This is a genomic window from Brevundimonas vesicularis, assembly GCF_044807075.1.
Classification (GTDB): Bacteria; Pseudomonadota; Alphaproteobacteria; order Caulobacterales; family Caulobacteraceae; genus Brevundimonas; species Brevundimonas vesicularis_G.
On sequence record NZ_CP085234.1, the window covers coordinates 2825759 to 2851610 of the forward strand.

19 protein-coding genes are annotated in these 25852 nt (G+C 65.1%); 6 read left to right on the forward strand and 13 right to left on the reverse strand.

What is annotated here, in order from left to right; genetic code table 11:
• Window positions 1–750, reverse strand: a complete 750-nt coding sequence (locus LG306_RS14310; RefSeq protein ID WP_404415827.1) for an SDR family NAD(P)-dependent oxidoreductase — start codon at window positions 748–750, stop codon at window positions 1–3.
• 97 nt (window positions 751–847) lie between these two features.
• On the reverse strand, window positions 848–1621 hold the full coding sequence (locus LG306_RS14315) for an IclR family transcriptional regulator (RefSeq protein ID WP_404415830.1): 774 nt from the start codon (window positions 1619–1621) through the stop codon (window positions 848–850).
• A gap of 188 nt (window positions 1622–1809) precedes the next feature.
• On the opposite strand from LG306_RS14315, the gene LG306_RS14320 reads away from it, so the two are divergent.
• Genes LG306_RS14320 through LG306_RS14335 form a run of 4 tightly spaced genes read left to right on the forward strand, consistent with a single transcriptional unit; the run spans window position 1810 to window position 6943 of the window.
• Window positions 1810–3384: a sodium/sugar symporter gene (locus LG306_RS14320; RefSeq protein ID WP_404415833.1), complete on the forward strand. Its 1575-nt coding sequence runs from the start codon at window positions 1810–1812 to the stop codon at window positions 3382–3384.
• Window position 3385: 1 nt separating this feature from the next.
• On the forward strand, window positions 3386–4276 hold the full coding sequence (locus LG306_RS14325; RefSeq protein ID WP_404415836.1) for a 2-dehydro-3-deoxygalactonokinase: 891 nt from the start codon (window positions 3386–3388) through the stop codon (window positions 4274–4276).
• The gene (locus tag LG306_RS14330; protein ID WP_404415839.1) at window positions 4273–4911 is read left to right on the forward strand and encodes a 2-dehydro-3-deoxy-6-phosphogalactonate aldolase; all 639 of its coding nucleotides are present in this window, start codon (window positions 4273–4275) and stop codon (window positions 4909–4911) included. Before LG306_RS14325 ends, LG306_RS14330 begins: the two co-directional genes overlap by 4 nt.
• 49 nt (window positions 4912–4960) lie before the next feature.
• On the forward strand, window positions 4961–6943 hold the full coding sequence (locus tag LG306_RS14335) for a glycoside hydrolase family 97 protein (protein WP_404415842.1): 1983 nt from the start codon (window positions 4961–4963) through the stop codon (window positions 6941–6943).
• Here LG306_RS14335 and LG306_RS14340 read toward each other — a convergent pair.
• Genes LG306_RS14340 through LG306_RS14360 form a run of 5 tightly spaced genes read right to left on the reverse strand, consistent with a single transcriptional unit; the run spans window position 6923 to window position 13506 of the window.
• Window positions 6923–7975, reverse strand: coding sequence for a glycosyl hydrolase (locus LG306_RS14340; RefSeq protein ID WP_404415845.1), 1053 nt, complete (start codon window positions 7973–7975; stop codon window positions 6923–6925). The two genes, LG306_RS14335 and LG306_RS14340, sit on opposite strands and share 21 nt — an antisense overlap.
• Window positions 7972–9933 (reverse strand): sialate O-acetylesterase, encoded by a 1962-nt coding sequence (locus tag LG306_RS14345; protein WP_404415848.1) that lies wholly within the window; start codon window positions 9931–9933, stop codon window positions 7972–7974. The genes LG306_RS14340 and LG306_RS14345 overlap by 4 nt, the downstream gene beginning before the upstream one ends.
• A 10-nt stretch (window positions 9934–9943) precedes the next feature.
• Window positions 9944–11476 (reverse strand): alpha-N-arabinofuranosidase, encoded by a 1533-nt coding sequence (locus LG306_RS14350; RefSeq protein WP_404415851.1) that lies wholly within the window; start codon window positions 11474–11476, stop codon window positions 9944–9946.
• Complete coding sequence (locus LG306_RS14355; RefSeq protein ID WP_404415854.1) at window positions 11473–12573, reverse strand: GDSL-type esterase/lipase family protein; 1101 nt, start codon at window positions 12571–12573, stop codon at window positions 11473–11475. The genes LG306_RS14350 and LG306_RS14355 overlap by 4 nt, the downstream gene beginning before the upstream one ends.
• Before the next feature lie 39 nt (window positions 12574–12612).
• On the reverse strand, window positions 12613–13506 hold the full coding sequence (locus tag LG306_RS14360; protein WP_404415857.1) for an ROK family protein: 894 nt from the start codon (window positions 13504–13506) through the stop codon (window positions 12613–12615).
• A 145-nt stretch (window positions 13507–13651) separates the two neighbouring features.
• Between LG306_RS14360 and LG306_RS14365 the strand changes: the two genes are divergently transcribed.
• A complete protein-coding gene (locus LG306_RS14365; RefSeq protein ID WP_404415860.1) occupies window positions 13652–14911 on the forward strand; it encodes an ROK family transcriptional regulator in 1260 nt (419 codons plus the stop codon).
• A 23-nt stretch (window positions 14912–14934) separates the two neighbouring features.
• On the opposite strand, the gene LG306_RS14370 is transcribed toward LG306_RS14365, so the two are convergent.
• From LG306_RS14370 to LG306_RS14390, 5 genes are read right to left on the reverse strand one after another with little or no spacing between them, the layout of a single operon-like run.
• A complete protein-coding gene (locus LG306_RS14370) occupies window positions 14935–16281 on the reverse strand; it encodes a cellulase family glycosylhydrolase (RefSeq protein WP_404415862.1) in 1347 nt (448 codons plus the stop codon).
• A 26-nt stretch (window positions 16282–16307) separates the two neighbouring features.
• Complete coding sequence (locus LG306_RS14375) at window positions 16308–17831, reverse strand: tryptophan halogenase family protein (protein WP_404415865.1); 1524 nt, start codon at window positions 17829–17831, stop codon at window positions 16308–16310.
• The gene (locus LG306_RS14380) at window positions 17828–19291 is read right to left on the reverse strand and encodes a tryptophan 7-halogenase (protein ID WP_404415867.1); all 1464 of its coding nucleotides are present in this window, start codon (window positions 19289–19291) and stop codon (window positions 17828–17830) included. Before LG306_RS14380 ends, LG306_RS14375 begins: the two co-directional genes overlap by 4 nt.
• A complete protein-coding gene (locus tag LG306_RS14385; RefSeq protein ID WP_404415869.1) occupies window positions 19291–20820 on the reverse strand; it encodes a tryptophan halogenase family protein in 1530 nt (509 codons plus the stop codon). The genes LG306_RS14380 and LG306_RS14385 overlap by 1 nt, the downstream gene beginning before the upstream one ends.
• Before the next feature lie 59 nt (window positions 20821–20879).
• Window positions 20880–22193 (reverse strand): TonB-dependent receptor domain-containing protein, encoded by a 1314-nt coding sequence (locus LG306_RS14390; RefSeq protein WP_404415872.1) that lies wholly within the window; start codon window positions 22191–22193, stop codon window positions 20880–20882.
• Between the two features lie 97 nt (window positions 22194–22290).
• On the opposite strand from LG306_RS14390, the gene LG306_RS14395 reads away from it, so the two are divergent.
• Window positions 22291–23480 (forward strand): IS3 family transposase gene (locus tag LG306_RS14395; RefSeq protein ID WP_404413560.1). Its coding sequence is split into 2 segments (ribosomal slippage): window positions 22291–22543 and window positions 22543–23480, totalling 1191 coding nucleotides; the frame shifts between segments, so codons are not numbered across the junction.
• Between the two features lie 10 nt (window positions 23481–23490).
• On the opposite strand, the gene LG306_RS14400 is transcribed toward LG306_RS14395, so the two are convergent.
• The gene (locus tag LG306_RS14400) at window positions 23491–25500 is read right to left on the reverse strand and encodes a TonB-dependent receptor plug domain-containing protein (protein WP_404415875.1); all 2010 of its coding nucleotides are present in this window, start codon (window positions 25498–25500) and stop codon (window positions 23491–23493) included.
• Window positions 25501–25852: the final 352 nt, after the last annotated feature.

The following is a 25852-nucleotide window of genomic DNA, read 5'->3' on the forward strand; positions in this document are numbered from 1 at the left end:
TCAGGTCCAGCCGCCATCGACGACATAGTGTTGATTGGTGATCGCCCTCGCCTCGTCCGAGCACATGAAGACGACGACGCGAGCGATGTCGTCCGGCACAAGCCGGCGCTTGAGGCACTGGTTGGCGTAAATCTCTTCTTCGGTTTCCGGCGTGACCCAGTGCTCCAGTTGGCGCTCGGTCATGATCCAGCCGGGCGCGACGGCGTTCACCCGCACGCCGAACTGGCCGAAATCGCGGGCCAGCGAACGGGTCAGTCCGATTACCGCCGATTTGCAGGCCGTATAGGCCGGCATACCGCCTTGGCCAATGACCCAGGAGGTCGAGCCAAGATTGACGATCGCGCCCTTGCCCGACGCCTTCATGTCGGGAAGTACCGTCTGGGCGGCGAAGAACTGGTGCTTGAGGTTCACAGCCATTCGGCCGTCCCAGTACTCTTCCGTCACCTCCAGCGTGGCGTGACGTTCGTCGTGGGCGGCGTTGTTGACCAGGATGTCGATGGGACCAAAGGCGTCTCGCACCGTGGCGATGGCGGCCTTCAGCGCCGGAATGTCGGTCAGGTCGCAGGCGACGAATAGCGCGCCCTGCCCCAACTCGGCCTGAAGTTTCGCGCCGCGCGCCGTGTCAATGTCCAGAAACCCGACTCGCGCACCCTGCGCATGAAAGGCCCGAACGATGCTCTCGCCGATGCCGCCGGCGCCGCCGGTGACGACGACGGTCTTGCCCTTCAGATCGGAGTAGATGGCAGCCATGGATGCGGGCCTCCCCAGGCCGGAGGCCGTCTACGCGGCCCAAGGTCTTTTCACAAATGAAACTTGTTGCCGTCAACAAAAAACAGCGAAGATTGGATCAAGCCTGGGATACGGCGCTCATCTGGTCCGAGATCACCTCAGCGGCCCGCGCCAGAAGCGCAGCCGCATCGTCCTTTGTGCAGGTCATCGGGGCCTGTTCTATGAAAGGCGTGATCAGGGTGGCGATGATCCCGTCGGATCCCATGATCGGCGCCACGAGGTCCGTAACACCCTTCACGAAATCGCTGGCCCGCTCGACATAGAGGCCTTGCGTCATCGCCTGGGAACGCTCCGCGAACGCCTCCACAGCCGGCTGGCCGAACTGGGCGGCCAGGATGTCATGCAGGTACTTGCGGGCTCGCGCGTTCGCTCGCGAATAGAACATCAGCCCCGAGGTGGCGTGCAGTATGCTGCGCCGGTAGCCGATCCGCACCGAATAGCCGAGGTCGCCGGGGCTCTCGATCCGAGCGATGACCACGATCTGGTCGCCGGACGGCACGACCAGATGGCAGGACTGCATCGTCGACGACGCCAGATCGCGCATGGCCGGCATGGCGACATCGACCAGCGACTTGATCGGCGCCTGGGTCATGCCGAGCGTGAACAGACGATTGGTCAGGCGATAGCCGTCGGTCGACTGTTCGATATAGCCGCGAAACTCCAGAACCTGGATCATGCGGAACAGTTCGCTGACCGAGCGTCCCAGGGTGACGGACATCTGCGAAGGCGTCATCGGCTCACCTTGGGCCGACAACAACTCCAGAACGTCCAGGCCCTTCTCCAACGCAGGCGCGCGGTATTTGCGGTCGTCGACGGCGTCTTGGTCGGTCATGGCAATCCTGTCACTCGGGCCTAACCTTGCCCTTGCCGCCGCCGCGATGGAAGCCGAAGCGGCGAACGGCCTACTCATTATCGCAGGTAAAATGCGTCAGCGCATATAAAAAATCCATTGCGACAGGGTGGATGCTCGCCTAGGCTTTGAACCAAGCTCGATAACGGGCCGCATCGGGGAAATGCACCATGTCGCTCGCAGGCATCGATCTGGCGATTCTGACGATCTACGCCATCTTCATCTTCGGACTGGCCCAGTGGGTCTCGCGCAGCAAGGCGGGCGAGCAGAAGACCTCCACAGACTATTTTATGGCGTCCAAGAGCCTGCCGTGGTGGGCAATCGGCGCCTCGCTGATCGCCGCCAACATCTCAGCCGAGCAGATCATCGGCATGAGCGGCTCGGGCTATGTGATCGGCCTGGGCATCGCCTCCTATGAATGGATGGCGGCGCTGACCCTCCTGATCGTGGGCAAGTTCTTCCTGCCGATCTTCCTGCGCAACGAGATCGTGACGATGCCGCAGTTCCTGCAGCAGCGGTACGGGCCGACGATCCGCAATGTGATGGCCGTCTTCTGGCTGCTGCTCTACGTTTTCGTGAACGTGACCTCGATCCTGTGGCTAGGCGCCATCGCGGCGCACACTGTCACCGGCTTCAACCAGGACTACGCCATCGTCGCCATCGGCGTCTTCGCCCTAGCCTATCAGCTGTGGGGCGGCCTGAAGGCCGTAGCCCTGACCGACATCGTGCAGGTGGCCCTGCTGGTCTGCGGCGGCCTGATCATCGGCTTCATCGCCCTGTCGACCATCGGCGGCGCGGGCGGTGTAGTCGCGGGCTTCCATACCCTGATCACCCAGTTCCCGGACAAGTTCGACATGATCCTGTCCAAGGACAATCCCCATTATCAGGAACTGCCGGGCATCGCCGTCCTGCTGGGCGGCCTTTGGGTGATGAACATCAGCTACTGGGGTTTCAACCAGTACATCATCCAGCGCGCCTTGGCGGCCAAGTCGCTGCCGGAAGCCCAGAAGGGCATCGCCTTCGCCGCCTATCTGAAGCTGCTGATGCCGGTGATCGTGGTGCTGCCGGGCATGGCGGCGCTGATCCTAGCGCCCAATCTGTCGGCGCCGGACCAAGCCTATCCGACCATGATGAACCTGCTGCCGGTCGGCTTGAAGGGTCTGGTCTTCGCCGCCCTGATTGCCGCCATCATCGCCTCGCTGGCCTCCAAGGTGAACTCGATCTCGACCATCTTCACCCTGGACCTCTACGCCAAGATCAAGAAGGACACGCCCGAACATCAGCTGGTGACCGTCGGCCGGATCGCCGCCGTCGCCGCCGTCGTCATCGGCATTCTGACCGCCCGTCCGTTGTTGGGCGGCTTCGATCAGGCGTTCCAGTTCATCCAGGAGTTCACCGGCTTCTTCACCCCCGGCATCGTGGTCATCTTCATGCTGGGCCTGTTCTGGAAGCGGGCTTCCGAAGCCGGCGCACTGACCGCCGCCATCGGCTCTGTCGTGCTGTCGGCCATCTTCTGGTGGCTGCAGGAAACCGGTCAGTTCATCTTCCCCTTCATGAACCGGGTCGGCGTCGTCTTCGTCGTCTCGCTGATCGCGGCGGTGATCGTGTCCCTGCTGGTCCCGGCCAAGCCTGACGCCATGAAGATCAAGCTGGACCAGATCAGCTACAAGACCTCGCTGGGCTTCAACCTGGCGGCGGTCGGCGTGATCGCCTTCCTGATCCTGGTCTATACGATCTGGTGGTGAGGTGAGTTCAGCGACCGGACTGATCGGGGTCGATTGGGGCACCAGCAATCTGCGCGTCATGCGGATCGCCCAGGGCGGCGCGGTGCTGGACAGCCGCTCAGACCCGCGCGGCGCGGGCGGTCTGTCGCCGAACCAGTTCCACCACGTGCTGAACGCGGTCGCGGGCGACTGGCTGGACGACCGCCTGCCCGTCCTGATCAGCGGCATGGCCGGGGCGCGGGGCCGGTGGTGCGAGATGGCCTATCTGCCCTGCCCCGCCGGCGTCGCCGATCTGGCGAGAGGCGTGGCCAGTCCCGACGACGCGCGCCACGTCTCCATCGTGCCCGGGGTCGCCGTGTTCGAGGACGGCCGACTTCAGGACGTGATCCGCGGCGAGGAGACCCAGGTCTTCGGCTTGGATGCCCCCGATGACGCCGTCGTCGTCGGCCCCGGCACCCATAGCAAATGGATTCGCACCGCAGGGAGCCGGATCACGAATTTCCGAACCTTCATGACCGGCGAACTGTTCGCCGCCATCCGCAAGGGCACCATTCTGGGCGCCGACATGGGCGAGCCGGGCGTGGACGACGACGCCTTCGCGGCTGGCGTCGAGCGATCCCTGCTCGACCCTGCCGTCACCGCCGCCCTGTTCTCGGTGCGGGTTGAAGGCTTGTCCGGACGCCTTTCGCCCGCGTCCTCGGCCGACTATCTGTCCGGCCTGTTGATCGGGGCCGAGGTCGCGGCTCAGGCCGACGCCAACCATCGCCCCATCATCCTGATCGGCGCCGAGGCGCTCAGCCGCCGCTACGCCGCCGCCCTCGCGCAGGGCGGTTTTCACGATGTCCGCATTGCGGACGGCGCCGCCGCCACCGCCAAGGGTCTGTGGCGCATTCACGAGGCCGTATCCCAATGATTCCAGTTTCTATCGAAAGCCTCGACGCCCTCCCGCTGATCGCCATCCTGCGCGGCCTAAAGCCGGACGAGGCGGTCGAGATCGGCGAGGCCATCGTCGCAGCCGGTTTCCGCTGTCTGGAAGTGCCGCTGAACTCGCCCGAACCGCTGGAGAGCATCCGTCGCCTGCGCGGAGCCCTTGACGGCCGCGCCCTGGTCGGCGCAGGCACGGTGCTGAGCGTCGCGGCGGCGCGAGAGGTAGCGGACGCCGACGGCCAGCTGATCATCTCGCCCAATACGAATGTCGAGGTGATCGCCGAGACCAAGACCCTGGGCCTGCTGTCCCTGCCCGGCTTCTTCACGCCGTCCGAAGCCTTTGCCGCCCTGGGCGCCGGAGCCGACGCCCTGAAACTCTTCCCTGCCGAGGTCGCCAGCCCCAAAGGCCTCAAAGCCGTCCGCGCCGTCCTGCCCGCCGCCACCCGGATCTACCCCGTCGGCGGCGTTGATCCCGACAGCATGGCCGCCTGGCGCTCCGCCGGCGCCTCCGGCTTCGGCATCGGCTCGGCCGTGTTCAAGCCGGGGCAGTCAGCCGAACAGGTCGGTCATCAGGCGGCGGCTTTCGTGAGAGCTTGGCGCGACGCTCAAGCAGGCGCGTAAGTCCCTCATGCCAAGATGACATAGAACACTCAGGGATAAGTACCGTCAGATGAACTCTCGCTTGTGCGGCTTGCTGGCCTGCGTCGGCGCAGGCGCCGTCTTCGCCTCTGCCGCTCCTACTATGGCCGCTGACGGCCAGGCGGAGCTGACGTCGCCCAATGGTCGGTTATCGATTCAGGTCACACTGGCCGACGGCAAGTCCGCGCTATCCGTGCTTCGCGACGGACGGGTCGTCATCAGCCCGTCGGGTTTGGGCCTAACCCTGGAACGTCGGATCAATGTTGGAGATGCCCTCTTCACAGCAGACGCGGTCAGAGAAGGCATCGACGACTACGCCCTGCTGGGTCGCACCTCGCATGTCCGATCCGCTTGGCGCGAGATGACGCTGAGCGCCCCCACGACGGACGCCAAGCCAGCGATACAGCTCATTCTGCGCGCCTATGACGACGGGGTGGCCTTCCGCTATCGCGTGGCGCCGTCGGGCGACGCGCCACTGGGCCTGGTGTCGGAGAACACCCAGTTCGCCTTCCCCGCCGATTATACCTGCTGGGGCCTGAACCTGGGTCGGTTCAACTCCAGCCACGAGGGGGAGTTCGATCCGCTGCCGGCCTCGCATATCCGCGAATACAACGCCTTCGACGCGCCGCTGGTGTGCGAAACCGCAGCGGGTGGTCCGGCGTTCGCCATCGCCGAGGCGGACCTGAAAGACTATCCCGGCCTCTATCTGTCGGGACGCGGCGACGGCGGTCTTGGGGTTCAGGCCAAACTGGCGCCTCGTCTGGACGCCCCCACTGACGCCCCCGCCGTCGTGGCCACGGCGCGACTCGGACAGGATCTGGAGACGCCCTGGCGGGTGGTCATGATCGGCGACAAGGCTGGCGATCTAATCGAGTCCACCCTGATCACCGACTTGAGCGCGCCGGCGACATTCGCCGCCGGCTGGGTCAAGCCGGGCAAGTCGGCCTGGGACTGGTGGAACGGCGGGCTGATCGAGGCTGTGCCGGACAGCGGCATGAACACCGCCACCTTCAAGGCCTTTATCGACTTCGCGGCCGCCAATGGTCTGCAGTACGTGACCATAGACGAGGGTTGGTATCGCGGCGCCGGCGGCGGCGGGGTCGTGCGGCCCGGCGTGGACGTGACCGCCACCGTGCCGGAAATCGACATTCCCGAACTGGTCGCCTACGGCCGAGCCAAGGGCGTCGGACTGTTTCTTTGGCTGAATTGGAAGGCGCTGGACGCCCAGTTCGATGCCGCCCTGGCGCAATATCAAGCCTGGGGAATCGCCGGGATCAAGGTCGATTTCATGGACCGCGACGATCAACAAATGGTCGACTGGTATCATCGGCTGCTGAGCCAGGCCGCGCAGCATCGACTGATGGTCAATCTGCACGGCGCCTTCCATCCGACCGGCCTGACCCGAACCTACCCCAACTTCATTACCCAAGAAGGGGTTCTGGGGGCCGAGAACAACAAATGGTCCAGCCGGATCACGGCCGGGCACAACGTCACCCTGGCCTATACCCGCATGTTGCTGGGACCGATGGACTATACGCCCGGCGGGTTCGACAATCAGACGCCGGAGACATTCCGCGACAGGTTCCTGCTGCCCACGGTGATGACCACGCGGGCGCACGGCCTGGCGATGTTCGTCGTCTATGAAAGCCCGCTGCAGACCGTCGCCGACACGCCGGACGCCTATGCCCGCCAGCCGGAAACGGCCTTTATCGCCCAGGTTCCGACGACCTGGGACGAGACGCGCTTCCTCGGCGGCGAGCTCGGACAGTCCATTGTCTTGGCGCGTCGCAAGGGACGTGACTGGTACGTCGGGGCCATGACGAACACCGACGGCCGGACGGTCAGCCTGCCGCTGGACTTCCTGGGACGTGGTCGGTTCGAGGCGACGCTCTATGCCGACGGCGACGCGCCGAACCGCACGAACATCTCGACCCAGGGCGTCGATGCGACGACGACCCTGACGCTGAATCTGCAGCCCAGCGGCGGCGCGGCCCTAAGAATTACGCCGCGCTGAGGGATAAAAGGGCGCCTCCAGCCGGCGACGGGTCAGGAAGTCGATCGGCAGTTGGTCGTGTGTCAGGTATCGGTCTGACGCATAGGCTCGGCGCAGTCGATCCGGCGGATTGAGGGTGTCGGATTCCAACCATTCGGTGTGCCAGGTCATGAACCACAGCCAATCGGCGTCCGGTCCCAGCCGGCTGGGGTCCGGCACCGGCCCGTTCTCGTGCAGGCAGATAGGAACGGAGTTCCCGACGATCGCCTTCACCTGTGCGAACATGGGCGCCAGATTGCCGTCGTCCTCGACATAGATGTCGGCTCCGACGATGTCGACGTGGGCGCGCCCCGGATAGAAGGCTGGATCCACGTTCTGGCCCGCCCAACCCAGCACCCAGATCAGATTGTCCAGACGATGCAGCTGGGTGAAGCGATCCTGCATCAGCAGCCACAGAGCCTTGAACCCTTCGGCGCCGTGACGCCCCCACCAGAACCACTGGCCGCTGAACTCGTGCAACGGCCGCCACAGCACCGGCACGCCCGCATCGCGCAGGCCTTTCAACAGGTCGGCGACCACGTCCATGTCTCGCAGCATCGCCTTGTTTTCCGGGGTGCCGGGCGTCAATCCCGCCTCCAGGTCGAAGTCAGCCTTGGAAGCCTCGTAACCCGGCGGTCCACCCGGCGCGCCCCAGTGCCAACAGATGGAAACTATGCCGCCTGAACGGGCCCAGGCGATGGCGCGCTCGTTGACGGCGGCGTTCTCGTCGGGGTGAATGTAGTCGAAGCCGAGCAAGGCCGGCTGGCGACCCGTCACACGTTTCAGATAGGCCAGCTCCTGCCCCGGCCCTGCGGAGGTGAAGTTCTGCTCCTGCTGCCCGGTCAGGGTGTGGACGCCGTAGATGCCCCAAAGAAACCCGTACAGCGCCTTGGCCTCCGCCGACGGCGAGGGGTAACGAAGGCGACGATCAGACCCCGGCGCGAAGGCTTTCAGCCCCATCGCCGTCGTCAGGCCCAGCATCGTCTCGCGACGATTGAGAACGTCCAGCCTCATCGCGCGGCGGCAAGACGGAACGGTCCCAGCGGCAGGTCGTCGGCGTCGAACAGATTGCAGATCGGGGCGTCGTCCCAGCAGTAACGCACCACCTGACGCTCGGCCCCCATCGGCTCGATCAGCACGGCGCCGTCGATGACGCGGCCGACAGCGTAGCGGCAATCGTGCTCGGCCGGACTGCAAAGCTCCAGCCCCGTCACCCCGGGGCTGCCGACAGCGCGCAGTCCGACGGCGTCGCGCAGTTGCACGCGGATGCGCCCGTCGGCCTCGCGCGAAGCCGAGACCGCCGCCGGCCCCGCCTTTGCGCCGTCCCGACCATAGATGACCGCCTCGGCCGCGCGCGCCAGACGACGCCCGACCTCGCGCTTTTGACCGGGATGAATGTCGTGACGGTCGCCCAGATCGATGGTCACGGCCAGACCCGCGTGAGGGTCCGCTTCAACGGCCCTTCTCTGGGCGTCGCGCACCTCGGCCCAGCCCGAGCCGCCGCCCTCGTCCTGAAGGCGGCCGAAGTTCGCGAGTTGCGCAATCAGGAAAGGCAGCTCCGGCTGGCCCAGTCGCGCCCGCCAGTCGGACATCAACACGCCCATCTCCTGGGCGTAATTATCCTGTTCATAGGCGACGTTCGACTCGCCCTGATACCAGAGCACGCCTTTCAAACCATAGTCGTGCAATGGCGCGATCATGGCGTTCGACAGGGTGGAAAGACCGAACAGCGCCTCCCACGGCGCGCGCGGCGCCGGCTTGACCTCGGGCGAAACCTGACGATAGCGCCAGCCGAACGGATCCAACGGCACACTCGCCCCGTCCGCCGTCTTCAGCACCCTGGCCTCGGACGGGCCGAAAACGCCGCCATCGCCCCAGCTGTCCATGACGTTGACGACCAGCACATTGCGGCCGGGTTTCAATATCCCTTCAGGCACGCTGTAGTTCTGCTCTCCCGGCTCGCCGGCCCCGACAGGCTTGCCATTGATCCAGGTCAGGTTGATCTGGTCCACCATGCCCAATGACAGGCTGACGCCCGACGCCGCCTGCGCGCGCGTCAGGTCGAACTCAAGCCGATACCAGACCATGCCGTCGAACTGGGCCAGGGCAGGCACGCCCCACTGCTCCCATGGCTTGGTCATGTCCGGCGCCGGCGCCCAGTCTCCGCCCCGATCGCGCCATGGCCGATCCCCGACCTTTTCGACCCACCAGTCCTGCCAGAGGTTCATCCACTGCACGACACCTGAACGACGATCGTCGGCGTACGTCTTCAACGCCGCCAGCCGGGCGTCGTACCGGCCCGTGGCCTTCAGCCGATCCGCGTCGATCCAGGTTTGAAGAGACGACCCGCCCCAGGAGTCCGAAATCAGCCCGACCGGCACATCTTCCTTTTGACGCAGAGACTGGCCGAAGAAGAAGCAGACGGCGGAGAACTCCTCCACCGTCTGGGGCGTGGCCTCGCTCCACGACACGGGATGACGCAGGGCGTCCAGCGGCTGGACGGCGCTGTCCTTCGCTACGGTCAGCAGTCGGATTTGACGATCCGCCGCGGTGGCGACCGGGTCCCACGCGCGCTGGGCGTAGCGGATCGGCTGCTCCATGTTCGACTGGCCTGAACACAGAAAGACGTCGCCGACCATCACGTCCTGCGCCGACTGGACCGCGCCCGCCGCCGTTCGCGCGGTCAGCACATAGGGGCCGCCGGCGCCCTGGGCCGGCAAGGCGGCGCGCCAACGCCCGACGGCGTCCGCCACCCCTTGCGCCTGCACATCCCCCAAGGTGACGCTGACGGTCTCGCCCGGCGCGGCGTCGCCCCAGACCGAGATCGGGCGATCCCGTTGCAGCACGCCGTGATCGGCGAACAGGTTCGCCATCAAAGGTTTTGCGGCCGTCTGGGCCGAAGCCGTTCCCGTCTGCGACCACGCCGCAGACGCCAGCATAAGGGCGAGGATTGCACCATGTTTCCCGTTCATCGCCACCTTCTCAATCCAGCGTCAGAACGACCAGCGACTTGGCCGGCAAGGTCGCGGTCAGAAGACCGCCAGATAGGCGTGCGTCGAGGAACGGCTGCGGCGTCACGTCAGGCGCGGCGTCGAAATCATTCTGGGCATCCATGGCCTGGGCCGTCAGCACCTGTCCCGAAACCGCCCTTACCCCCGCGCCATCCAAGGCGATCGACACCGTGTTGACCTGGCGGGGGTCGAGGTTGACGAGCGCCAGCCGAACCTTGCCGTCGGCGCCGCGCGCCGCCGTCCCATCGACAGCCTTCAGCGGACCATAGGCGGGCGCTTCGATCTTCAGCGGCAGCACGGTCGCGCCCTGGAACGGCTGGTACATTTGGAAGGCGTAATAGGTTGGCGTCAGCACCATTTTTGACCCGTCGGTCAGGATCATGGCCTGCAGGACATTGACCATCTGGGCGATGTTGGCGAGCTTCACCCGATCGGCGTGACGGTGGAAGATGTTCAGATTCACCGCCGCCAGCAGGGCGTCGCGCAAGGTGTTCTGCTGCTGCAGCCATCCGGGCGGAGAGCCCTGCGTCGGATCGTACCAGGCGCCCCATTCATCGACGGCCAGAACCTTTTTCGACTCGGGATCGGTCTCGTCCATGATGGCGTCATGGGCGCGAAGCATCGTCTCCATGCGATAGGTCTGGACGAAGGCCGACAGCCATTGGTCCTCGCCGAAGCCGCGCGCCGCGCCCTTGGTCGTCCAGTCTCCGGTCGGCAGGGTATAGTAGTGCAGCGACAGGGCGTCGAAATCCTTGCCCGCCACGCTCATCAGCGTGCGGGTCCAATCATAGTCGTCGGCGTTCGGCCCGCCCGCCACGACGGTCGTCCCGGCCCCCGGGGTGATGAATCCGACATACTGACGAAACACGTCGGCGTACCAGTTCGCCCGCATCCGACCGCCGCATCCCCACGGCTCGTTCCCGATACCTAGATAGTCGATCTTCCACGGCTGCTCGCGCCCGTTGGCGCGCCGCTCCTGCGCCAGGCGGGAGTTGGACGGCGAGGTGATGTACTCGATCCAGTCCGCCGCCTCGGCCGGCGTGCCCGATCCGGCGTTGATGCTCAGGTAGGTCTTGGCCCCGATCAATTCGGCGAAGTCGAAGAACTCGTGGGTGCCGAAGGCGTTGTCCTCTTCCTTGTTGCCCCACCAGCGGTTCAGGGTGATGGGCCGCCGCTCGCGCGGACCGACGCCGTTGCGCCAGTGATAGATGTCCGCGTAGCAACCGCCGGGCCAGCGCAAGACCGGCGTCTTCAACGCCTTCAGGGCTCCGACCACGTCGTTGCGGAACCCACGCGTATTCGGGACAGCGGAATCAGGCCCCACCCACACGCCCCCATCAATGCCGGTCCCCAGCTGTTCCATGAACTGGCCATAGACTTCGGGCGCGATGACCGGACCTGTCTGATCCATATGCAGCGCACCGATCACCGTCTGCGCCATGACGACCGCCGGCGCGGAGGCCAGAAGCAGGGCCAGGGCCCACGCCTTGAGGGCGGCCCTCATCGTGACCACACAGCGGGATCTTCGCCCAGGGCCGCCGTCAGGGCAGCGGCGACCGCGCGATCGTCGGCCAGATCAGGATGCCAGTCGCAGGCGTTCAGTTCCATGCCGGATACCGGCACGAAGGCGATTTGGTTCAGACCGGAGGCCTTCAACGTATCGACCACGCGCGACGCAACACCGGCCATCGCGCTGCCGGCCATCCCCCAAACCAGTATGCGCGCCTGCGGATTGCGCTGAGCCACGGCGCTAAGAAAGGTCGCGTAGGATGCCTCATAATCGGCCGTCAGGGCCGCCAGATCGCGCCATTTCTCGCCGGGCTTTACGGGCGTGGAAAAATCATTGGTGCCCAGGGCGACGACGACGACCTGGGGTCGCCATTCGGGGTCGGCGTAGGGCGTCTTCTTGTCGAACAGAACGAAGCCATAGGCCTGGGGCAAGGTATCGAGCGGCGCGCCATCATAGTTGCGCACGACGCCCCGGCCCGAGATGGCGTTGACCTGATAGTCGGCCTGATAGCGCTGAGCCATCAGTCCGGCGATGCCCGCCGCAGTGTCCGTCGTCTCCCACACCTGATCTGGCGCGCAGATTCGCTGGTTGGAGGTGTTGGCGTAACCGACCGTGTGAGAATCGCCGATGAACTCGATCTGGCGATCCCGCGCATGGATGGGCAGGCCCTGCGCGGGCGCCCCATAGACGCCGCCGAAATCGACGGGCGACGACTGGTTCTCGCTGATGACGTCGATCCGCAGACGATGATCACCGTCCGACAGTCCCTCGATCCTGTGCAGCCCTGCCGCCGGGCGCATCACATCGACCGCCTGGCCGTCCACTGTCACGCGCAGCCTCACATCGCCCGGACCGGTGCGGAAGGCGACGTCGCGGCCATGGAAAGCGCTCTCGAAATAGACGCCCGGCCACTGCGAGCGATAGGTGGTCTCGGCGCCCGTCCCCAGAACCTGAACCCGACCACCAACATGGATCGGCAGCCCGCGTCCGGGCGCCGTGGCTGTCGGCGAGACCGTCAGCGTCGAGGCGAAAGCGCCGCTGGCGTCCAAAAGCGTGGCGCACAGCAGGGCGGCGGCGAGGCGGTTCTTCATCTTCATGTCCTTGCGGCACTCATCATTGATCGGAGGCCGTCAGCTCCACAGCCGGGCCGCTCCCCGCACACCGGAGGAATCGCCCCAGCGCGCCTGAACCACCCGCCCCTGCCAGGCGCCGCCGAACGCATGGGCGGATACGACTTCCGGCAGCCGATCATAGATCTCGGTTACATTCGACATACCCCCGCCCAGCACGAACACATCGGGATCGGCGATATTGACGATCATCGCCAAGGCACGCCCCAGTCGGCTGACATAGGCGTCCAGCGTCTCCTGGGCCTGGGCGTCGCCTGCGCGCGCCGCCTCGATCACCGCAGGCGCCTCCATGGCCTCACCCGTCCTGCGTTCGTGATCGCGTTGCAGCCCCGTGCCGGACACCAGCGTCTCGAGGCAACCGCGCTTTCCGCACCAACATTCCGGCCCTGGATATTCGTCGGGCGTCATCCAAGGCAGGGAGATGTGGCCCATCTCGCCCCCCATGCCGTTGGCGCCTTCGACGATTTTTCCGTCCACGACCAGGCCGCCGCCGACGCCGGTGCCAATAATGACGCCGAAGGCCGACCGCGCGCCTGCCGCCGCCCCGTCGAAGGCTTCCGACAGCGCCATGCAGTTCGCATCATTGGCCAGACGAACCGCCCGCCCGAGCGCCGCCTCAAGATCCTGTTGGAACGGGCGTCCGTTCAGGAAGGTGGCGTTGGCGTTGCGCATCATGCCGTCACGCGGCGATGGAGACCCCGGCGCGCCGATGCCGATGGTGCCTTGACGCCCCGTATCCTCCTCAACCTTCAGAACGAGGTCGCGCACGTCACGTATCGCCGCGTCGTAACCGCCGGGATTGGGCGCCCGGAGACGCGCCAGAAAGTCCCCCGAGCCATTCAGCGCCGCAGCCTCGATCTTGGTCCCGCCAAAATCCACGCCAATCTGAATCATTTAATCACCCCACTGAAACCTTTCCCGCGACGAGACCAAGACGGTGCCGAAGCTAAAAAGGTCAATTTGTTTTACTTATCCGATTTTCTTGTATCTTGAACATTCACGAGCCAGAGATTTCGTTCGAAAATCGCTGCACGAGTTCATGACAGCCAACCGTCCCGACATGCCATACTCCGCACCCGAAACCATCGCGTCGGAGGGGCGCGAAGCGCGTGCGTCGCGCACGCTTTCGGGCACCTTGTCGGGAACCAATCTGGTGCGCGCCGGCGACTACAATCTTCGCACCGTGCTTCAGGCGATCCGGATCCAACCCGATGTGACCCGGATCGAGATTTCGCAGCAGACTGGCCTGACCGCTCCGACCATCGCCAATATCACCCATCGCCTGACCGAGATGGGCCTTGTTACGGTGGCCAGCCGCCGAAAGGGCGTGCGCGGCCATCCGGCGCTGAAACTGCGTGTGGTGGCCGAGGGCGCCTTCAGCATCGGGCTGAACATCGACCGCGATCACCTGACGTTGGTCACGCTTGACCTGGAAGGCGTGGTTCGCAGCCGGGTGTCGCACGAAATCGCCTTCGCCATGCCCGACGAGGTGATCGCCTTCGTGCGCGAAAGTCTTGACGACCTGATCGCTTCGGGCGGCGTGGAACGATCGCGTATCCTTGGCGTGGGCGTCGCCATCCCCGACGACCTGGGCCGGATCAGTCTGGCGCACCGTCCGCAGGGCTACGAGCGCTGGAACGACACCGCCATCGATCAAGAGCTCGCCGCCCTGATGCCCTGGCCGATCCATTGCGACAACGACGCGGCTGCGGCGGCTCTGGGCGAGGCCGAATATGGCACCGCCTTTGACAACCCCAGCTTCTTCTATCTGCTGATCAGCGCCGGTCTCGGCGGCGGGCTGGTGATCGATCGGAACTATCATCGCGGCGCGGCCTCGCGCAGCGGCGAAATCGGCCTGATGCCCGATCCCACGGCGGCCTCGCCGGGGGCGGTCGTTCAGGACACGGTCTCCATGTCCGCCCTGTTGGAGCGGTTGGAGAAGGCCGGCGTGGCGTCGCCGTCCATTGACCATCTGAACGACCCGACGCCGATCGTCGCTGACGTCATTGAAACATGGCTGGCGGATTCGGTCCGGTCTCTGACCCTGCCCCTGGTCGGGCTGGCCTGCCTGATCGATCCGGACGCCCTGCTGATCGGCGGGCGACTGCCCGCGCCGCTGATCGAACGACTGGCCTCGGGCTTGAGCCAGGCGCTGAGCCGGATCGCCCTGCCCTCGCGACCCAAGATCATGCCGGCCGTCATCGCCCAGGATGCGCCCGCCATCGGCGCGGCCATCCTGCCCTTCCTCGACCAGCTGCTGCCGTCCGACGCCATCCTGATGCAGGCGGGGCGCGGCTAGATTTTCACGCCCCGCCATGGACGTCAGACGCTCAGCGCCGACATGGCGGCGGCATTGGCGCGAATGCGGCGACGGGTCGAGGCGTCGGCGTCGAACACCCCGTACCATCCCTGCGGCTCGTGCGGCGGATCGCCCAGCCAGGCCGTATCGCCGGACTTGAAGCGGAAGTCGGGATGGGCCGCCCGGCCTTCGCCGTTCCAGGCCCAGAAGTTGGTGCCGGCGATGGGTCCGCCCGCCCGCGCGTCCGCCAGGACCGCCGCATAGATGGTGTCGTAGAAACCGTCCCTCAGCGTGGTCGCAGCGGCCGGATCATACACATCGCCGTCACGGGGATATCCGAACTCCTCGATGATCAGCGGCTTGTTCAGCCCCTTCGACATTTCGACGTGCTGGGCGATGTATTCGGCGGTCAGCGCACAGGCGCGATCATGCGTCTGGGCCATGTTCTGGCGATCAAGCCAGCCCCAGTTGCCCGGCCAGATGTGGGCGGTGACATAATCGATGTCCGGCGACCGGTGCGTGTCCGCCACGATGTCCGCCTGCTCGCCCGAGCCCTTCAGCCCTTCGCTGCCGGTCGAGACGAGTTGATTGGGGGCGATGGACTTGATCAGGCGCGCCGTGTCGTTGACCCAGGTCAGGAAGGCCGGCTGGTTCTGGCGCACCTTGTCATTAGCGCCTGCGGCGCGTGGCTCGTTGGACAACTGCCAGGCCATGATGGCGGGATCGTCGGCGTAGCGCTTGCCGGTCAGGGTGTTGGTGCGCCCGACCACCGCGCGGACGTAGTCGTGATACAGACCGACCGCCTCGGCGCTGCGATAGAAGCCGGCGTTGATGTCGGCGAACTCCGGCCAAGGGTGCGCCGGGTCGTTCATGTCGATGTAGCGACCGCCGTTGACCCAGGACAGATAGGTCATCATCCCGCCCGACCATTCCCAGAAGTTGGTCAGGTACAGCACCGCCTTCATGTTCCGCCGCCCCATCTCCGACAGGGTGCGATCCAGTCCGACCAGCAGGGCCTCGTTGTAGTCCGCCCCGCGATCGCGGAAGGCGGGCCGCACCGAATTCTTCAGCGGCGACAGTTCAGCCGAGGCCGATACGCGGATGTTGTTGACGCCGTCTTCTTTCAGCCGATCCAGTTCACGCGTCAGCCGTCCGTGATCGCCATAGTCGGCGTCGGCGCCCAGCCAGGGCAGATACCAGGCGTTGGTCCCGGTGAAACGATAGGCCTTGCCGTTCAGGGTCAATCCCATGCCGTCACGACGCACAAAGCCGGATGCGCCCGATAGCCTCCCTATGGTGGCGCAGGCGAAGGTTCCGGGCACGGCGGCGGCGACGGCCCCTGCGGCGAGTATCTGGCGACGATTGAACATGGCGGCTCCTCGGATACGAACGAAAATCAGACGACGCCCAAGGGCGCTGAAGGCTGAGAAAGACGGGCGTCACGCAGATAGCGTTCGTGCGGCGGCATCCCCGCCACCCGCTCAGCCACCGCCCGGCGCATGTGACTCAGCGTCCGCTCCAGCGTCGCTTCGTCGACGGTGTCGGCGACGGGATGATGCGCTTGCGGCGCCAAGCCCTGACCGATCAGCACCGCGAACCAGTTTGTTTCCTTGAACAGCTCCTGCTGCCCGATCAGCACCTCGCCCCGGCTGCGGAAAATCTCCAGCCGCTCGGCTAGGGAATCCGGGATCGCCATGTCACGACAGTGCCGCCAGAAGGGCGTGTCGTCGCGCTCGGTCAGCTTGTAATGAGCAATCAGAAAGTCGCGGATGCTGTCATATTCCTGCGACATCTCGCGGCTGTATTTCGCGGCCAGCAGCGGCTCGCAGCGCCGGGTCGGGAAGTGGGCCAGCAGTTTGGCGATGCCGGCCTGAACCAGATGGATGCTCGTCGACTCCAGCGGTTCCAGGAAACCGCTCGACAGGCCCAGGGCCACGACGTTGCGGTCCCAGGTCCGAACCCGCCGCCCCGCTTGGAACCGAAGGATGCGCGGCTCGGCCAGCGCGTCTCCGTCCAGCCGTTCCATCAGCCGTTCGCAAGCCTCGTCTTCGGAGAGGAAGGCGTCGCTGAAGACATAGCCGTTGCCCGTCCGGTGCTGCAGCGGAATGCGCCACTGCCACCCCGCCTCGCGCGCCGTCGCCCGCGTGAACGGCGTCAGTTCGCCCGCAGACTTGCACGGCACGGCGGCGGCGCGGTTGGCCGGCAGCCAATGGGTCCAGTCCTCGAACGCCGCCCCCAGGGTCTCGCCGATCAGCAAGGCCCGGAAGCCCGAGCAGTCGATGAAGAAGTCGCCCTCGACGGCCTTGCCCTCCTCCAAAACGACCGCCGTCACCTCGCCGGTTTCGCCGTCGCGCGGCACATCCACGATCCGTCCCTCCTGCCGAACGACGCCCAGGTTTTCGGCGTATCGTCTCAGAAAAGCGGCATACAGGCCGGCGTCGAACTGGAAGGCGTAGTTGATGCGGGGCAGATGCTGGGTCCGCTCGGGCGGCGCCCGCATGAACCGGTTCTCGCGCGCGGCCAGGGTCTCGGCGTTGAACAGACCATGATCCGCCTCGCCGCCCTTCGCCTGATGCCTCAGCCAGAAGTGCTGGAACGGCACCCCGTCCATGTCCGCGCCGTACAGGCCGAACGGATGGAAATAGCTGTGGCCCAGCCTGCGCCAATCGACGAACTCGATGCCCAGTTTGAAGGTGGCGCGCGTCTCGCGGATGAACTGATCCTCGTCGATGCCCAGCACGCGGTTGAACATCAGGATCATCGGGATCGTGGCCTCGCCCACCCCGACCGTCCCGATTTGTTCGGACTCGACCAGCACGATCTCGCGGTCGCGTGCGCCCAATGTCTTGGCCAGGGCGGCGGCGGCCATCCAGCCCGCTGTCCCGCCGCCGACCACCACGATGCGTCGGATCTCGCTCATGCCAAACGCCTCGCGCCGATCCAGGCTTCGACTGTCGGAAGGGTCGCGACCTCGTCGTTCATCGCCTTCATCAGACCCTGCAAGCGCGGAATCTCCACAGCATCCTTCAGCGCGGCGATGCCTGGATCGGGATCGGTCGGGATCAGCCCGTGCCCCAGCAGCATCATACGCCAGTTGTCGGCCTGGAAGGTCTCGTCCTCGAACATCTCCAAGGCGCCGCGCAGGGCGAACAACTCCAGCCGCTCGGCCAGCGACGCCGGCGGGTCGACGTCGGCCGCCGCACGCCACGACGGTTCCGGCCGTCTGGCCAGGCGATAATGCGCGGCCTGAAAATCCCTCAGCGCCTCGGCATGACGGCGGACAGCGGCATTGAAGGCGCCTGCCTCGGCCATCATGTCCTCTTCGGTCGGAAATAGCGTCGCCAGATGCGTCAGCCCGACCTGAAGCCCGTGCAGCCAACCGCCGTCCAGCATATCCGCCCGAATGGCCGAACGCCCGAGGGCGACGCAGTTGCCGACCCATCCCTGGCGCAGACCAGGCGCCAGGGCCTGATCTGATGCCCGTTGAACCGGCGTCCCGACCAGATCAGCCATCCGCGCCTCGACCACGTCGATCCCGGCGACCGTCTCGTCGAAGGCGCATTGCAGGACGCGCCGGTCCTGCAGATCGACGACGCAGACCCATCCCGCCGCCCAGGCCAGCACGTCCGTGACGGCCTCCAGCGGTCCCGCGCGCGGTGTGACGAACGTCGCCAGCCGCCGAAACGGAAACCACGCCGACCAATCTTCCCAGGGGCCGGCGTCGCCGATCAGCTTCGCCCCGGCGCCCGTCGCGTCAATGTAGAGATCGGCGGTGGTCTCCTCGCCCTCAACCCATCTCAATCGCACGATCCGGCCGTCTTCCCAGACAGCTTCGACCTGCGAAACCGACTGCGTCAGAACGCCCAGAGCCAAGGCCTTGCGTCGGAGCAGATCAACATAGGCCGCGCCGTCCAGATGATAGCCATAGTCGGCGCCCCGCCAATCTCCACGCAACGGTGGGCCACGCCGTTTCACGACCGCCGCCCCGCCCCGGCTGAAGTCGCTGAACCGCGCGGGCATTCCCCGCGACCGCGCTCTCAGCCAATGCTGGAGAAAGTCCATGTGCGAGGCCGTCTCGCCGACCTGGGCATAGGCGTGGACGAAAAAGGGTTCGCCTTCGTTCCAGTCGCTGAAACGCTGTCCCGCGACCGGCACGGCCGCGCACGACCGGACGATCTCGCGCTCGTCCACGCCCAGGATGCGATGCAGGGCCTTGGCGGCGGGCAGGACGTCCAGAGCGATCGGCGTCGGATCGTGCGGCGTCTCCAGCACTTCGATCTGGACGCCCAGGTTGGCCGCGGCGCGCGCCAGTCCCAGCGCCGACAGCCAGGCGTCCACGCCTGCCCCGACCACGACGATGCGCGAGACCGGCCAGCCCATCAGGCGGCCATCCCCGCGGCGTGCCGACCGACATAGTCGGCGTGTGTCGCCATTCCCGCCACGCCGCGCAGGATCTGCGCGCGCTCTTCGGTCATGGCCGCCAGAGAGGTCTCGAACGGCGTGTGATCCGCCAGACGGTCATAGCCTTCAGGCGTCAGCCCCTGCCCCGTCAGCACAGAAATCCAGCTGGGCGCCGCGAACAGGCCGTTGCGCCGCGATGGCGCCAGACCCCGCTTGCGGAACAGTTCGACGGTCTCGACCAAACTGTCCGGGGGCGGCGTCTCGCGACAGCGACGCCACAACGCTTCGGGCCGCTCGTTCAGCCAATAGTGCAGGATCAGGAAGTCGCGAACCCGGTCGTATTCGAAATCGATGGCCTGGTTGAAGACCTTTCGCAGCACGCCGTGTCCGCCCCCGGCCCCTGGCCAGTATTTGACCAGATAGGTCACAGCCGCCTGGATCAGATAGATGCTGGTCGATTCCAGCGGCTCCAGAAACCCGCTCGACAGGCCCACGGCGACACAGTTGCCGTTCCATGAGGCGCGCCGCCGTCCCGACTTGAACCGCAGAAATCGAGGCTCCGCCAGCGCCTCGCCGTCCAGGTTCGCCAAAAGAACAGACGCCGCCTCGTCATCCGAAATATGGGCGCTGGAATAGACATAGCCGTTGCCCGTTCGGTGTTGCAGCGGAATGCGCCAGCGCCAGCCCGCTACGTCGGCCGTCGATCGGGTATAGGGTGAGAAATCCTGCGACCGCGCACAGGGTGCCGCCACCGCCCGGTCGCAGGGCAGCCATTGGGTCCAGTCTTCCCAGGCGTCATGAGGTTGCGAGCCGATGGCGAGGGCGCGAAAACCGCTGCAATCGATGAAAAGGTCGCCTTCGATCCGCTCGCCGGAGGCCAGCCGCAGCGCCGTAATCCGGTCACCCTCGCGCTCCGCCGCCTCGACCCTTCCCTCGGTTCTTTTTACGCCGCGCTTTTCCGCGAGGGTTCTGAGAAAGCGGGAATAAAGACCCGCGTCGAAATGATAGGCGTAGCTATAGGTCGACTCGACCGCGTCGCTATCTTCTGACGGCGGCTGGAAGCGGTTCTGACGACAGGCCTCGATGGCGTAGGAATAGTCGTCGATCGGCCCGACCGCCTCACCCGCCAGGTGCGCCCGCGTCCAGTGATGGATGAAATCGACCCCGCCGATGGGTCGGCCGTGCGCGCCGAACGGATGGACGTACCGATTTCCCACCCGCCCCCAATCCATGAACTCGATGCCGAGCTTGTAGGTCCCATGCGTCGCGGACAGCATCTCAGCCTCGTCCACGCCGGCGAAGGCGTTGAACTCGCGGATGGCGGGCAAGGTCGCCTCGCCGACGCCGACGATGCCGATGTCATCGGATTCCACCAGCCGGATGGAGGTCGGATTCTTTCCCGCGCCGCCGAGGTGATTGCTCAACGCCACGGCGGTCATCCACCCCGCCGTTCCACCGCCCAGGATGACAATGGATTTAGGCGCGTCGTTTTCAGGACCTGGCTGCATTTCCCGGCTCCGCGCGATGACAGGCGCGCCTCACCGTGGCGAGGCGCGCCTTCAACTCATCAATATTTCAGCCGCAGCGTCAGCATGTAACGGCGATCGGTGCGGTTCCAGGAGTAGTCCTTGCGCAAACCACCGTCATCGGCGTCCGTCAGTTGCTGGGTCAGAACGGATTCCGTGTCCAGAAGATTGGACGCCTGGAAGCTGAGCTCGGCGTTGTCGCTGACCTTGTAGCGCAAGGTGGCATCCAGATAACCGGCCGCCTCCGACCATACCGGCACGCCGATGCAGCAATCGACCGCCGTCAACAGGAACTCCGAGCGCCAGTTGTAGGCCAGCCGCGCGGACCAGTCGCCCTTTTCGTACATGCCGACAAGGTTGAAGGCGTAGTCGGACATGCCCTCCAGACGATCGACCGCAATGCTGTCGTCCGCCTGATTGACGCCGCCGCCGGCGGTGCCGGCCGTTCCGCCGTTGGAGGTGTTGGTCAGGTTTGCGTTGGTGATGCCCGAGTTCTTCACATAGGTGAAGTTCGCCTGAACACCCAAGCCGTCGAATGGATCGGGCAGGAAGTTGAAGAAGGTCTGGAAGGCGACCTCGACCCCTTTCATCGACGCGCCGTCGCTGTTGGCCGGACCACGGACCTGCACGTTGCGGGTCACGCCATTGATCGTCGTCACCTGATCGAAGACGCCGTACTGAATGTAGTCGTTGAACTTCTTGTAGAAGAGCGCGATCGAGAACGAGCCCGTGTCGGAGAAGTAGTTCTCCAGCGTCAGGTCGAACTGATCCGCCGTCACCGGCTTCAGGTTCGGGTTGTAGGAGTCGGCCGTGTAGCGCGGATTGACGCCGACGATCGTGCCGGATGAGTCTCTAACCCACCGAGAGTCCGTATTGTCATCAAGGCTCGGCAGGTTGATGGCGATCTGCTGATAGTTTTTCAGATAGCCGATGTCCGGCCGCGACATGGCCCGCGATGCCGCGAAGCGCATCAGCCAAGTGTCATTCAGATCGACGCGGACGTTGAAGCTGGGCAGCCAATTCTTGTGCTTGGCCTCAATCGTTGATTGCTCCGCCAAACCATCGGCGAAGGCGATATCCTGAGCGCTGAGATAACAGCCCATAGTGTTGGGAACGGAGCTGGACGTAAGGCCAACTGTTCTCACGCTGCAATCCAGCGACGTCTGACGCAGGTCCGCATGGATCAATGAACCGGAGCTGATATCAGTCGTCTCGACGTAGCGCGCACCGATATTGCCAGAGACGCGATAACCGCCGATCCGGGTTTCCGGCCCGCCGAATTTCAGCATGACGTAGGCGGCCTGGGTCTCTTCCTGAATTTTCGCGATTTCCTGCGGCAGATAGCAACCGTCCACCTCGCCGACGCGACGGCAGACCGGCGCCCAACGTGACGTGACCCCCTTAAACTCCTCCAGGAATAGCTAGAGTCCGCCCCTCGAAAGGACGGACAGAATGAAGCGATCACGGTTCACGGAAGAGCAGATCATCGGGATCCTGCGCGAGCAGGAGGCCGGCGTTCCGGTGGCGGACCTGTGCAGGAAGCACGGGCTGAGCTCACCGACCTTCTACAAGTGGAAGGCCAAGTATGGCGGCATGGACGTGTCAGAGGCCCGGCGTCTGAAGGCGCTGGAAGAGGAGAACGCCAAGCTGAAGCGGATGCTGGTGGACTCGATGCTGGACAGCGTCGCGCTGAAGGATCTGCTGGGAAAAAAGTGGTGACGCCCGCTGCGCATCGAGAGGCGGCGGCGCACCTGCAGTCGGCCTACGCGATGAGCGAACGGCGGGCCTGCCGGGTGTTGGGCGTGGATCGGACGAGCGTGCGCTATCAGGCGACGCGACCGGACGACGGCGTCCTGCGGGATCGGCTGAAGGCCCTGGCCCAGGAGCGACGGCGGTTCGGCTATCGCCGCCTGCACGTGATGCTTCGGCGCGAGGGGCATGCGGTCAACAAGAAGCGCGTCCAGCGGATCTATCGCGAGGAGAAGCTGACGGTGCGCCGGCGCGGCGGGCGCAAACGCGCCATAGGCACGCGGCGTCCGCTGGAGATTCCCCTGGTCGCGAACCAGCGCTGGTCGCTGGACTTCGTCTCCGACCAGATGACGGACGGGCGGCGCTTCCGCATCCTGACGGTGATCGACAACTGCACGCGCGAGTGCCTCGGGCTCGTCGCCGACACCTCGCTGTCAGGGCGACGGGTGGCGCGCGAGTTGGACGCCATCATCCTGCGGCGGGGACGCCCGGATACGATCATCAGCGACAACGGCACGGAATATACGTCCAACGCCATCCTGGCCTGGGCCGACGACGCCGGCGTGAGCTGGCATTACATCGCGCCGGGCAAGCCTCAGCAGAACGGCTTCAACGAGAGCTTCAATGGTCGGCTGCGCGACGAGCTGCTGAATGAGACGCTGTTCCGATCGCTGCCGCACGCCCGGGCTGTCCTCGAAACCTGGCGGCGCGACTACAACGAAACCCGGCCTCACTCGAAGCTGGGATGGTTGACGCCGAAGGCCTACGCACAGGCGCTCACCGGACAGAGCGGCCGGTCTGCTGCGCTGGTTGATGGCTGCTCAGACCGGCCTATTGCCAACCCCGCCAACCCCAGTTCAGATCAACCAAGGACTCTCGTTATGGCTGGATGAGAAACGGGGGTCACGTCAAACGCGAAGAACCCACGCCGACCCGGTTATACTCGAACTCGTCCGAGAACCGGTCGTGGCTCTCCAGAATGTCCATGTTGAAGAAGGAGTACGGCCCACCGCTGACCAAGCCCCCGAAACCACCTGGGAAATCGCGCACGTCGGTCAGATTGGGACTCCATCCCCTGAACGTCGTTTCAGGTGTGGAGGTATTGCAGTCGCCATTCACATTGGACGCCGGCGCGGTGCGGTCCGTATTGTACCAAAGATAGTTGGTTCTTGGATTGTTTGTAATGTCCGAATCGCAACCCCAGGCATTAGAGACACCCGCCCAGTTGTAGGCGCTCCATCGCACGGTCTGTTCGCGATCTGCGTAGCGGACGCCGGCACGCAGACTGTCCAACCAGCCGCCAGTGTCAAACTTGTATTCCACGTCGCCACGGACCGCGAACTGGCTGCCCTCGCTGTCTTCGGTGTGGTCGTTGACGTTGTTGAAGCGCCAGGCGTTCGGATTGGACAGGAAGCCGGCGGCGTAGTTGTTGTTGCTGCCGGGCGTGAACACCATGGTCGGGTGCTCGCCCGTCGCGTCCAGGCCGATATTGGCATAGGCGTTCTGCGTGATGTCCTGGTCCAGGTTCGTCACGGTGGCGTTCACATATTGAACGTCCGCCGAGAAGCTCAGGCTGTCGCTGGCGTTGTAACGCAACTTCAGACCCAGGTCCTCGGTCATCTGCTCGTTGCGGTTGTAACGGGTGCTCGTGCCCACCTCGCCGCCGCGGACTTCGGCAGGACACCCATTGGCCGAATTCCAATCATAGCAAGGATAGATTATCGGATCGCCATTGGACGTCACCCCGATACCCCAGCCCGGCCAGTCTCCACTTGTCGGAGATACTTGCCCCACCCAGCCCAAGGGCGAGTTCATCACGCCGCTTTCGAAGTTGCCCTCGTCATCGAAGATGAAAGTCGTGCCCGGCGCCGGCTTGATGAAGTTGTTCACATTGGCGTCGGTGATGCGGAAGTCGGTCGGCTGCCCATACAGGCTGAAGGCGCTGCCCTGCACCGAACGCTCGTGCCAGACATTCTCGTAAGTCGAGCGATTGTACTGCAGCGTCGCCTCGAACTTGCCGGAGGTATCGCGATACTGACCGGCCAGAGCGATCCCCTGACGCGTGCGATCAAACTCCGTATTGCCCAGACGATACCAGGCCGGGATGTATTTCGTGCCGCCGCCGAAGGCCGTGACATTTTCGAAGATGCCCATGCGGCCGTACTGGGCGCTTTCGGATACGCTGGCCAACTCGGAATAGGCCAGGTTGGCCATGACCCCGAACTCGCCGATCGAGGTATCGTAACGGTCGCTGAAGATGGCGGAAACTTCGGGCGTCAGTTTTTCGGCCAGGCTGCCGTAGTTGCCCGTCACCGTCAGGGCTTTCAACTGGCCCGGCGCGTCGAAGGGAACGCGGGTGCGCAGATTGATCGTACCGGCGATGCCGCCCTCGATCAGATCGGCCGTCTGGTTCTTGTAGGTGTCGACGCCGGACATCAGCTCGGGCGAGATATCGCCCCAGCTCAGACCGCGCGAGGAGTTGGCGCTGAAGGTGTCGCGGCCGTTGAACTCCGAACGGACCTGCTGCAAGCCGCGCACGATCACACCCGAAGGTTCGTTCGAGAAGTGCGTGGTGTCCGATGTCGCCGCATAGCGGTTGACGGTGACGCCGGCGACGCGTTGCAACGCCTCGGCCACCGACTTGTCGGGGAAGGAGCCGATATCGGTCGCCGTAATCGCATCGACCACGGTGTCGGCGTTTCGCTTGATGGCTTGGGCCGATCGCAACGCGCCGCGTATGCCCGTCACCACGACCTCGTCGACCGTCGTCGCATCGTCATTGGTCTGAACTGGCTGATCCTCAACGGACTGCGCCGCCGCACTCGTCGCCCCGGCCGTCAAGATCAAACCCAACGCCACGGCGGAAGCGCCCGCCATCAAGCCGCCGACGCGGCCATACCTTGCCTTCAACATACACACCCTCCCCTCGCGCTCCCAACAGCGCGTGATTATGCCTTCGACCGCTGCGACGGCCGGTTTCGGGCCACGCCCAGTCTGATTGTTCGGGATGTGCGCCGCTTCGCGGCCTTTCCTCCCACCCCTACCCGTCTGACGCGGGTTGTCGATGGACTTTACGCAGCTTGAACTGAAACGCCAGCCTTAAATGAAATGTTTTTTTCTATTACCGGAAACCGCTCGGGATGTCCGCATCTTCGACTAGCGAAACCAAAACCTGGACGCGTAGCCAGCGGCGTCGTCAGGCGGGCTCTAGTCAGAGTGGCCACTTTCATTCGGCAGCATTCCGGCACGACCGCAACCTTCCCTG

Coding starts and splice junctions, on each gene's coding strand:
- LG306_RS14310 (WP_404415827.1), bottom strand. CDS start 750: ATGGCTGCCATCTACTCCGATCTGAAGGGCAAGACCGTCGTCGTCACC.
- LG306_RS14315 (WP_404415830.1), bottom strand. CDS start 1,621: ATGACCGACCAAGACGCCGTCGACGACCGCAAATACCGCGCGCCTGCG.
- LG306_RS14320 (WP_404415833.1), top strand. CDS start 1,810: ATGTCGCTCGCAGGCATCGATCTGGCGATTCTGACGATCTACGCCATC.
- LG306_RS14330 (WP_404415839.1), top strand. CDS start 4,273: ATGATTCCAGTTTCTATCGAAAGCCTCGACGCCCTCCCGCTGATCGCC.
- LG306_RS14335 (WP_404415842.1), top strand. CDS start 4,961: ATGAACTCTCGCTTGTGCGGCTTGCTGGCCTGCGTCGGCGCAGGCGCC.
- LG306_RS14340 (WP_404415845.1), bottom strand. CDS start 7,975: ATGAGGCTGGACGTTCTCAATCGTCGCGAGACGATGCTGGGCCTGACG.
- LG306_RS14345 (WP_404415848.1), bottom strand. CDS start 9,933: ATGAACGGGAAACATGGTGCAATCCTCGCCCTTATGCTGGCGTCTGCG.
- LG306_RS14350 (WP_404415851.1), bottom strand. CDS start 11,476: ATGAGGGCCGCCCTCAAGGCGTGGGCCCTGGCCCTGCTTCTGGCCTCC.
- LG306_RS14355 (WP_404415854.1), bottom strand. CDS start 12,573: ATGAAGAACCGCCTCGCCGCCGCCCTGCTGTGCGCCACGCTTTTGGAC.
- LG306_RS14360 (WP_404415857.1), bottom strand. CDS start 13,506: ATGATTCAGATTGGCGTGGATTTTGGCGGGACCAAGATCGAGGCTGCG.
- LG306_RS14365 (WP_404415860.1), top strand. CDS start 13,652: ATGACAGCCAACCGTCCCGACATGCCATACTCCGCACCCGAAACCATC.
- LG306_RS14370 (WP_404415862.1), bottom strand. CDS start 16,281: ATGTTCAATCGTCGCCAGATACTCGCCGCAGGGGCCGTCGCCGCCGCC.
- LG306_RS14375 (WP_404415865.1), bottom strand. CDS start 17,831: ATGAGCGAGATCCGACGCATCGTGGTGGTCGGCGGCGGGACAGCGGGC.
- LG306_RS14380 (WP_404415867.1), bottom strand. CDS start 19,291: ATGGGCTGGCCGGTCTCGCGCATCGTCGTGGTCGGGGCAGGCGTGGAC.
- LG306_RS14385 (WP_404415869.1), bottom strand. CDS start 20,820: ATGCAGCCAGGTCCTGAAAACGACGCGCCTAAATCCATTGTCATCCTG.
- LG306_RS14400 (WP_404415875.1), bottom strand. CDS start 25,500: ATGTTGAAGGCAAGGTATGGCCGCGTCGGCGGCTTGATGGCGGGCGCT.